At 62.3% G+C, this 8481-nt stretch carries 11 protein-coding genes; all 11 read right to left on the bottom strand.

All coding sequences use genetic code 11. From position 1 onward, the window contains the following. A partial coding sequence (locus RIN49_RS24580; RefSeq protein WP_309122792.1) for an MBL fold metallo-hydrolase occupies positions 1–475 on the bottom strand: 475 nt, incomplete at its 3' end. Further along, positions 472–1218 carry a class I SAM-dependent methyltransferase gene (locus RIN49_RS24575; RefSeq protein WP_309122791.1) on the bottom strand — a complete coding sequence of 249 codons (747 nt, stop codon included), beginning with the start codon at positions 1216–1218 and terminating at the stop codon, positions 472–474. The genes RIN49_RS24580 and RIN49_RS24575, both read right to left, overlap by 4 nt. Before the next feature lie 147 nt (positions 1219–1365). Beyond that, positions 1366–1590, bottom strand: a complete 225-nt coding sequence (locus RIN49_RS24570) for a helix-turn-helix domain-containing protein (RefSeq protein ID WP_138192801.1) — start codon at positions 1588–1590, stop codon at positions 1366–1368. Between the two features lie 212 nt (positions 1591–1802). Then, on the bottom strand, positions 1803–3101 hold the full coding sequence (locus RIN49_RS24565; RefSeq protein ID WP_309122790.1) for a YhcN/YlaJ family sporulation lipoprotein: 1299 nt from the start codon (positions 3099–3101) through the stop codon (positions 1803–1805). A 228-nt stretch (positions 3102–3329) separates the two neighbouring features. Then, on the bottom strand, positions 3330–3635 hold the full coding sequence (locus RIN49_RS24560; protein ID WP_309122789.1) for a hypothetical protein: 306 nt from the start codon (positions 3633–3635) through the stop codon (positions 3330–3332). Continuing rightward, the gene (locus tag RIN49_RS24555) at positions 3632–3973 is read right to left on the bottom strand and encodes an alpha-helical endospore appendage domain-containing protein (protein WP_309122788.1); all 342 of its coding nucleotides are present in this window, start codon (positions 3971–3973) and stop codon (positions 3632–3634) included. Before RIN49_RS24555 ends, RIN49_RS24560 begins: the two co-directional genes overlap by 4 nt. A 23-nt stretch (positions 3974–3996) precedes the next feature. Beyond that, on the bottom strand, positions 3997–4284 hold the full coding sequence (locus RIN49_RS24550; RefSeq protein ID WP_309122787.1) for a nucleoside-diphosphate sugar epimerase: 288 nt from the start codon (positions 4282–4284) through the stop codon (positions 3997–3999). Beyond that, the gene (locus RIN49_RS24545; protein WP_309122786.1) at positions 4281–5345 is read right to left on the bottom strand and encodes a YheC/YheD family endospore coat-associated protein; all 1065 of its coding nucleotides are present in this window, start codon (positions 5343–5345) and stop codon (positions 4281–4283) included. The genes RIN49_RS24550 and RIN49_RS24545 overlap by 4 nt, the downstream gene beginning before the upstream one ends. Continuing rightward, complete coding sequence (locus RIN49_RS24540) at positions 5342–6298, bottom strand: NAD-dependent epimerase/dehydratase family protein (protein WP_309122785.1); 957 nt, start codon at positions 6296–6298, stop codon at positions 5342–5344. The genes RIN49_RS24545 and RIN49_RS24540 overlap by 4 nt, the downstream gene beginning before the upstream one ends. Continuing rightward, positions 6295–7626 carry a UDP-glucose dehydrogenase family protein gene (locus RIN49_RS24535; RefSeq protein WP_309122784.1) on the bottom strand — a complete coding sequence of 444 codons (1332 nt, stop codon included), beginning with the start codon at positions 7624–7626 and terminating at the stop codon, positions 6295–6297. The genes RIN49_RS24540 and RIN49_RS24535 overlap by 4 nt, the downstream gene beginning before the upstream one ends. Further along, positions 7623–8474, bottom strand: coding sequence for a GT-D fold domain-containing protein (locus RIN49_RS24530; protein ID WP_309122783.1), 852 nt, complete (start codon positions 8472–8474; stop codon positions 7623–7625). Before RIN49_RS24530 ends, RIN49_RS24535 begins: the two co-directional genes overlap by 4 nt. Between the last annotated feature and the right edge of the window lie 7 nt (positions 8475–8481).

The following is an 8481-nucleotide window of genomic DNA, read 5'->3' as shown; positions in this document are numbered from 1 at the left end:
CCACCGTCTCGAAGGCGGCCGGCTGCGGCGATACGAGCGCGACGAAGCTGTCGAGATGCGCCTGCATGGCCGGCGCCTCCGCTTCGGGATACCCGTGGCGAGCGAATAACGCGAGCGTATCCGCCGCGGTGCCGGCGGTCTCCTCGGGCCCCCATAGGCGGCGAGCTTGACCGAGCGCTCGGGCCGACAGCTTCACGGGCGCGCCGCTTTTCGCTTGCATCCAGCCGGCGAGGCCGTAATGGTCGGGGTGATGATGGGTCAGCACGATGCTGCGCACGTCGTTCCAAGCGAACGGAATCGTCTCCGCCGCCTCGGCCCATCGACATTCGGCTTCCTCCGTATGAATGCCCGGATCGATTACGTCGACGAAGCCGTCTGCGGAGACGACGACGTACGCGTTCACCCATTGGAGCGGGAACGGCAGCGGCACCTTTACCTGCCAGATGCCATCCCCTCGATCGATGATACGGTTCACAGCTCCGCCTCCCCTTTCGTTCCGAGCAAGATCAGCCGCTGCGACGTCGCCTCGTCGTAAGCCTCGCCCCCGTAGCCGCCGTACACGCGATCGATCCGCAGACCGGTCCTGGCGAGCATCGCGCGAAAATCGGCGAGCTCGTACAGCTTCACTCGTTCCTCGTAGCTTCGCTCTTCCGCCTGTGCGTCGCGGATGCGAATCCTTTTGACCACGTAACGATCTTCTACGCTTCTTCGCTCGTCGATCTTCGTCGCGCCTTCCTCCCGCACGGAATGCGGCACGAGATTCGCTTTGACGTAAGCCGGATTCAGGAAATCGATTAAATAGCTCCCGCCCGGGCGAAGCAAGCGCTCGATTTCGTGCAACGCTTTCTCGTTCTCCGCGTCGTCCTCGAAATAACCGAACGACGTGAACAGATTGAACACCGCGTCGAACGGGCCTTCCGCGGGCACCTTCCGCATATCGCCCTGCAGCCAGCGGATCGCGCCGATCGGGTCGCTCTTCTTGGCCTCTTGCAGCAGCGTCTCGGACAAATCCACGCCCGTGACGTTATAGCCGAGCTTGTCCAACACGAGCGAATGACGACCGGAGCCGCAGCATAAATCGAGCACGCGCGCGCCTTCGGGGAGCTTCAGCCATTCCGACATCGCCCGCACCTCTCGTTCGGCGCCTTTGCCGTCCCGATGCTTATATACTAATAAGTAATCCTCCCGGAAACTTCGTTCGTACCAAGGTTCGTTCACGTGTTTCCCACCTCCGCGACTGTACCGTATCATTGTACTAAGGACGCGGCGAAAACTCAAAAACCTCCTTTCCGGCAGCCCGTTGGCGGAGCCGTCCGAAAGAGAAGGTCTAAAGAGGTTTCCGTATGGAAAGAAGTCGAACTTTCGTCAAATGTTCAGTTCCCCGAGCCTGATCAGCTCCACAACCGCTTGAGAACGGCCTTTGACATTCAGCTTCTGCATCACGTTGGAAATGTGATTGCGTACGGTTTTCTCGCTGATGAACAGCTGCTGGGCGATGTCTCTGGTCGTCTTGTCTTGAACCAGAAGTTCAAACACCTCCCGTTCGCGGTTCGTCAACAGGAACTTGTTGCGATGGTCGTTACCCTTCAAGTGCGTCACCCCTCCTTGCTCGGGATTTGGTTTACAAGGTTAAGGGATACAGTCAACATATAGTATGAGGGGCGAAAACCGATGGTGCTAACGACCCGAAAAATAGGCGCATACGCGATTTGCGGAACGCATATACTTGTCGTCCGACCTTACGCGCGCGAAAAACCCTCCCGGACTCCCGGAAGGGTTCTTATTTGGCGCAATAGCAGGTGTTAACGCGCGGACCCGAGCGTGCCCGCCTGCGCTTGGTTCATGCCCGTACCGGTGCCCGTGACGCCTCCGCCGTTATGTCTCGGATTGTTCCGGTCGAAGCTGTTGTCCATCAACCGCGTCACCCCGTTGCGGTTGCGTTGGTCGTATCCGTTCTGCATGTCGTATCGGTTCGTATCGTTGTCGCCGTTGAAGATGCGACCGACGAATTCGTTGAACTGCGAGACGAGGCTTTCGCCGTCTCTGCCGCCGAAGCTGTTCGTCTTATAGGTGCCTAGGCGCTGCATGAAGCTTTCGTCCGAGCTCACGTACACGTTGCGCACGTTCGGCGCCAACGAGCGCACGATGCTCTCGACGCGGGCGCGCACTTGCATGCTGAGTCCGTTGTTATTATTGTAGGCGCTCAATTGACCGTATTGGCCGCCGTTATGCATATATTGGCTGTTCGCGTCGTCCGTGCCGTTCATGCCCGTCGGGTTCAACCCGATGCGGCCCGACCGGCCGGTACCCGTCACTCCGTAGTTGCCGGCGTTCCCCCCGTTCATGCCGGCCGAACCCATCGCCCCGTTGGCGCCGGTCGTACCGGTCATGCCCGTCCCGCCGGCCGCCCCGGTCGTACCGGTCATGCCGTTCGTACCCGTCATGCCGGCCGCGCCGCTCGTTCCGCCCGCATGGTCGCTGCGGTCGTTCCGATCGCCGTTCAAGCCGAACATCCGTCCGAGCCCGCTCAGGAAGCCGCCCGGATTGCCGTCGCCGCCCGAATACCCGCTGATTTCCGACCCGCCGTTCAAGCCGCGGCCGGCGCCGCGGGCATTCGTCCCGTACATGTTCGGAGCGCTCGCCGCCGAGCCCGCTTCTTCCAAGCTCGTCGTGCCGACGCCGTCTCGGCCGCCGACTCTCGGAAACACGCGGCTGTCCGTGACGCCGTAGTAGTTGCCTCGCATGCCGAATTCGCTTGCGTTCGCGCTGCTTCGCGCGTTGCTTCCGCCGAGAGCCGGGCTGTTTCCGGCGTTCTCGTTCGTTTCCACGGCGACGTAGGCGTTCGATTCTCCCATGACGACGCGAGCGCGGGAGATGCCGTCGATCCGTTCGATCGCTCTCGCGATGTCGCGGTTGATGCGCAGATTGCGATTGTTATGATTGCCGTAATCGGTCGCGCCCCGGATGCCTTGTCCAGCCCCCGTTTGGTTCGTGCGATAACCGTTCTGCGACATATTCCCGGCGTCGTTCTGTCCTCCGCATGCGGCAAGCGCAAGAACCGAGGCGCCGATGACGGTTACGCGAAGAAGCTTCTTCAACATCGTCCCTCATCTCTCCGTTTCTCAAGGTTGTGGTGGAAACATCCTATAGGATGCGCCCCCGCTCCCGGTTCATGCGCCGCGCGCGTGCCATAAAGCTTGTCTCTCAAGGGAAATGGTTTACGGCTTCATCAACATCTGGGTATCCGTCCCGCCGCCCCCGAGCCGATGTCCCGACGAGGTTTCTCCTTATATGTACGGGAGCCTGGCGGCATCCCGTTGACGCTTCGCTCAGCGTTTCCGCCGCCGAGTCTTAGATTTATTACGCGGAGCCCGATACGGGGCAACCGCCGGCCGCTTGGAGGCCGCGACGCGCGCCCGCTTCCCTGCCGCTTCCAGAAGCTTCGCAGACGGGGAAGCGCAGCGGGCCAGCGCCGCGATCGCCTCGGGATGCGTCGCGATCGCGCGCGCGCACCCCTCGTCGCGCTCGGCGACGTCCGCGACGCAGGCGAGGATGCGGTCGACCGCGCGGCGGCTTCGCAGCACGGCTCGCACGTAATCGCTCGCGATCGACTGCAACGAAGATTCAAGCTTCATAGGTCTACGCCTCCTCCGAACCCAAGCATCCCGGTGTCGCCGAACGCATTGTCGGGAACGACTTCCTCCTCGACGAGCATCAGTTCGACATGCTTCGCGAGTCCGGTTTCCATCTTTGTAATGCCGTGAATGAGATCGATTAATTGCGTATGAAATTCGCAGGAGCTCGCTACGAATAAATTGGCGTCCTTGACTTGGGATTGCCGGACCGTATCCAGCACCCAATCCCGCAGCGTCTCCATCTCCGACGCCTTCGCCTCCAAGATGTCGGCGACGCACCACTGCATCGCGGCGGCGGCGGACAGCATTCGAAGGCTCGCTTTCGTTCTTGCCGACATGCCGGCTCTCACCACCTCTTCCGTTATTCCTCTTCCGAGACGCGCAGCTCCTTAATGGCGTACTTGACGTGATTCGCGAGCGCCTCCTCGAAATCGGCGAGTGCGTTCACGTACGCCCCGATCTCCCGCATGACGGTGGTCTCGGCTTCCGTGTACGGATGGCCCGCGACGACCGTCAATTCGTTCGAGCGGATGCGCCGCAGAAGGCTCGCCATGCGCGTGACGACGACGCTCTCCGCCTGCATCGATCGAGCGAGCTGCTCCTGCGACTTCGCCATCGCTTGGAGTTGTTCGTCGATAATATCCTTCATCTCGCGCTCCCCCTTTCTCTGGACCGAAGCAGCGCCGCCGCGTACCGGACGGGGTTATGGAACGTATCCGCCCAAGTTTGCCGATCGCCCGCGTTCCGGAACGTGATCCGAAGATCGCGGAAGTTCGATTCGATGAACCAAGGATGGCCTTGATCGTCCAGGGCGATGTCGAGCCCGAGATCGGCGATCGGCGGCAGCTCCCGCTCCAGCGCGGTCGCGATGCGCACGCCGAGCTCCGCGACTCGCGCCTCCACCTCGGCGTGATTCCAGCCCCATTCGCGGAACAGCTCGCCGGCTTTCATCGAGGTGCCTCCGCAGTGCAAATTCGTCACGATCGCCCGTTTCCTCGCGACCTTGCCGACCATGCCGGTGCACTGCCAGTTTCCGTCGGCGCCGCGTTGGATCGACACGCGGAAGTCGACCGGGCGCCCGCGGTACTTCATGAGCGGAATGCCTTGCTGCACGAGATAATTCCGGCGCTTGCCCTTCACCAACGCCGCAATGCGCCGGACGTCGATCCGCTTGCGCTCGGTCCGCCCGAGCCGGTTCACCTCGGCGTACGTCGCGCCGTCGGCGCGGCTGATCCGGATGATGCCGTTCCCGACGGACGCGCGGCTCGGCTTCAGAAATACGTTCCGATTCGCCGCCAGCAGATCGTTGACCGCCCGAGTCGAGAGCGACGCGGTCTCCGGCAAGTAAGGCTGCAACGCAGGCTCCTTGACTAGAATTCGATGGATCGTCAGCTTCGAGACGACGTTCCGTTCGTTGCAGACGAGCTTGCCCATGCGCTTCAGGCGAAGGATGCTCCGCCTCGCCGAAGCGCGCGTCGTACGCGTCCGGTTCAGGATGACGTCGGGAATCGGACGCCGCTTCCACACGGGATCGATGCCGTTCCATCCCCTCGCCGTCCCCTCGTTCCAATCGATGTCGACGAGCGAGAAAAACCATATCTCTTCGCCCGCCTCCCGCGCCGCCTGCACGTAGAAGGCGGGCTTCTCGAACGACCGACCGCCCTTCATAAGCCTCGATATCAGCGCTCTAGGATATAACATCCCGATCATGGCTTCACCTCCGAGCCGTATAAGCGGACGATATACGCCCATTGTCTCGCCATGCCCTCCTCAAGGGATACGGCGGGAGCGTAGCCGAGCTCCCGGCGGGCGAGCGACACGTCGGCGCGGGTCGCGAACGGATCGCCTGGCTGCTCGGGAAGTCGCTCGATCCGGAGCGGTTTGCCGGCGAGCGTCTCGATCCGGCGCAGCACGTCGTTGACCGTCGCCGTCTCCACGCCCCCGACGTTGAAGACCGTCCCGTGAACGCCGTACGTCATGGCCGCGACGTTCGCCTGCACCAGGTCGCTGACGTAGGTGAAGTCTCTCGTCTGTTCGCCGTTCCCGTATAACGGGAGCGGTTCGTCGAACAGCGCCGCCTTCATAAACCGATGGAAGCCCATGTCCGGGCGCTGCCTCGGGCCGTACACCGTAAAGAAACGCAGCGCCGTATACGGAACCCCGAATTCGTGATGGTAGACGTGGCACAGCTGCTCTCCGGCCAGCTTCGTCAGCCCGTACGGAGAGATCGGCCGCGTAGGGGAGTCTTCCGAGCTGTATGCGCCGCCGCCGCCGTACACGGACGAGGAGGACGCATACACCAGCTTCTTCAACCGGGGCGCGCGCTTGCAGGCTTCCAGCACGTTCTGCGTGAGCAGCACGTTCGCATCAAGATAATCCTTGAACGACGCGCCCCAGCTGCCCCGGACCCCGGCGATGCCGGCAAGGTGGAAGACGACGTCGGCGTCCGCGAACAGAGGACCCAGATCGATCGACAGCAAGTCGGCGGGCGTCCAGACGAATCGCGGATGACGGAGCGCTTCTTTCAGATTATCCTCTTTGACGAATTTCGCCGGGTGGGCGTCGATCTGATCGACGCCCACCACGTCGTGGCCGCTCGCGAGCAGCGTTTCGCTCAGGTGCGAGCCGATGAAGCCCGCCGCGCCGGTGATGACGATCTTCAACGCCCCCGCCCCCTCGCCACGCCGTAATATTGCCATCCCAGCCCCCGAAGCGCGACGTCGTCGAGGAAGTTCCGCCCGTCGAACACGACCGGCGTCGCCGCGGCCGTCGCCCATTGCTTCCAAGGCAGCGTCTCGAAAGACTTCCAAGGCGTCGTCAAGACGACGGCATGCACCCCGTCCGCCGCCCGATCGACATCGGCGACGACCTTCACGCGCCTCGCGGCGCCCTTGCCGAGCGGCTTCGTCCAACGTATCTCGTCGACCGCACGGACGGTCGGATCGAACGCCCGAACCTCGCGAACGCCGAGCTTCAGCAGTCGCTCCATGAGACGGATGCCGGGCGATTCGCGTTGATCGTCCGTGTCTTCTTTGAACGCGACGCCGAGCACGAGCACCCGCTGCCCCTTGAGCGGCGCGACCGCCTGCATCCGTTCGACGAACCAGTCGATCTGGGTGTCGTTCACCCGCTTCGCTTCCGCCAGCATGCTCAGCTTGACGTTCTTCCGATTGGCGAGGTGAAGCAGCTCGGCGACGTCTTTCGGGAAACAAGAGCCCCCATAGCCGATGCCGGCCGATAGATGATGCGACGAGATGCGGGGGTCCATCCCCATGCCGCGCGCGACGCCGCCGATATCGGCGCCGACCTCCTCCGCAAGCCGGGCAATTTCGTTTATGAACGAAATTTTGGCGGCCAGGAAGCCGTTGGACGCGTACTTGATCATCTCGGCCGTCTCGTAGTCGCACGTGTAGTACGTCGTCGGAAGGCCGGAATACAGCTGCTTCACCGTCTCGACGGCCAGCGGATTGTCGCCGCCGATCACCGTGCGGGAAGGCTGGAACGAATCGTGCAGCGCGCTGCCCTCCCGAAGGAACTCGGGATTGGAGACGACGTCGACGGGCGTCTTCGTCAAATCGACCTTCTCGGCGAACCGCTCTTTGATCCAACGGTTCGTGCCGATCGGCACCGTGCTCTTCGTAATGACGATCTTCGGACCGTCGATACATTCGGCGATCGTGTCGATCGCCGAGGTCAGATACTTTAGGTCGGCGTTGCCGTCCGCCGCGGAGGGCGTGCCGACAGAAATCATAAGCAGCTGGCTGCTCGTCACCGCCGTGCGGCCGTCGGCCGTAAAGACGATCTTCCCGTCCTGCAGCAGCTCGTGCAGCAGCTCTTCCAATCCGGGCTCGCGGAAGGGCAGCTCTCCGCGATTCAGCCTCTCGACCTTCGAGGCGTCGACGTCGTATCCGATGACTTGATGTCCGAGCTTCGCCAGGACGAGCGCCGTCGTCGTCCCGACGTACCCCGAACCGATTACGGTTATATTCACGCTCCTTCTCCTCCTCCAGACGATTGCGGTGCCGGCGGTCGTTCCTGCGCCCGAGGCGCGGACGGCGGACCCGAAACGGAGATCTCGGCCCGCGCCTTCGCGGTCCGCGGCCTCCACGGCCGCACCTTCCGGTCGCCCTTCACCATAAACACCGCGGATTTCCCGAAGTCGATCGCGACCCGCCCTTGCTCTCTGGCAAGCCGTTCCGCCAGAATGACGGCGTTGACCCCTGCCGAGATAAGAACGATGTCGCACTCGACCTTCTCCATCTTCCGCAGCACCTTCGGAATTTCTTCGAATCGATCGATGCGAATGAGCCTCGTGAAATCGATGTCGAAATCGTTGTATTTCGTGCCGACCCACCGCTTCAAATCGCCGGCCCAACGAGAGATGACGACCGCCTTCTTGCCCCGCAGCATCTCCCAGAACGATTCATACTCCACCATGTGCCGGTTCACGAACGTATGGCACACCGCCTTCGGTCGAATCTTGTATCGGCGGAAGCAGCGGTCGGTCAACGGGCGAAGCGTATGCTGCTTCGCCAAAATCTCGCGGTCGTTCTCGTACGGAATGCCGACGATGTCGGCTTTCTTAATGGAAGCGATCAGCTGCTCCCGCAGGAGAACGTTCGGCAGACGCACGCCTTTCCAATTCGTCGTTCGCGACAGCCTCGCCCACCGAGTGTAGAGCGTCTTGCGAATCGACCAGACTTTGTATTGGGCGAGGCAGATGTTCTCGCCGTCGCCGACGCGGACGACGGACAGCGGCCGCTTCTCGGCCATCGCTTGATGAATCCGTTCAATGACCTCTTCCGTCGACAGCCACGCTTCGCGCTTCGGTTCGTCCATGCGCTCC

The organism is Paenibacillus sp. (genome assembly GCF_031177825.1).
Lineage (GTDB): Bacteria > Bacillota > Bacilli > Paenibacillales > YIM-B00363 > Paenibacillus_AE.
This window is presented reverse-complemented; position numbering and strand designations above follow the sequence as displayed.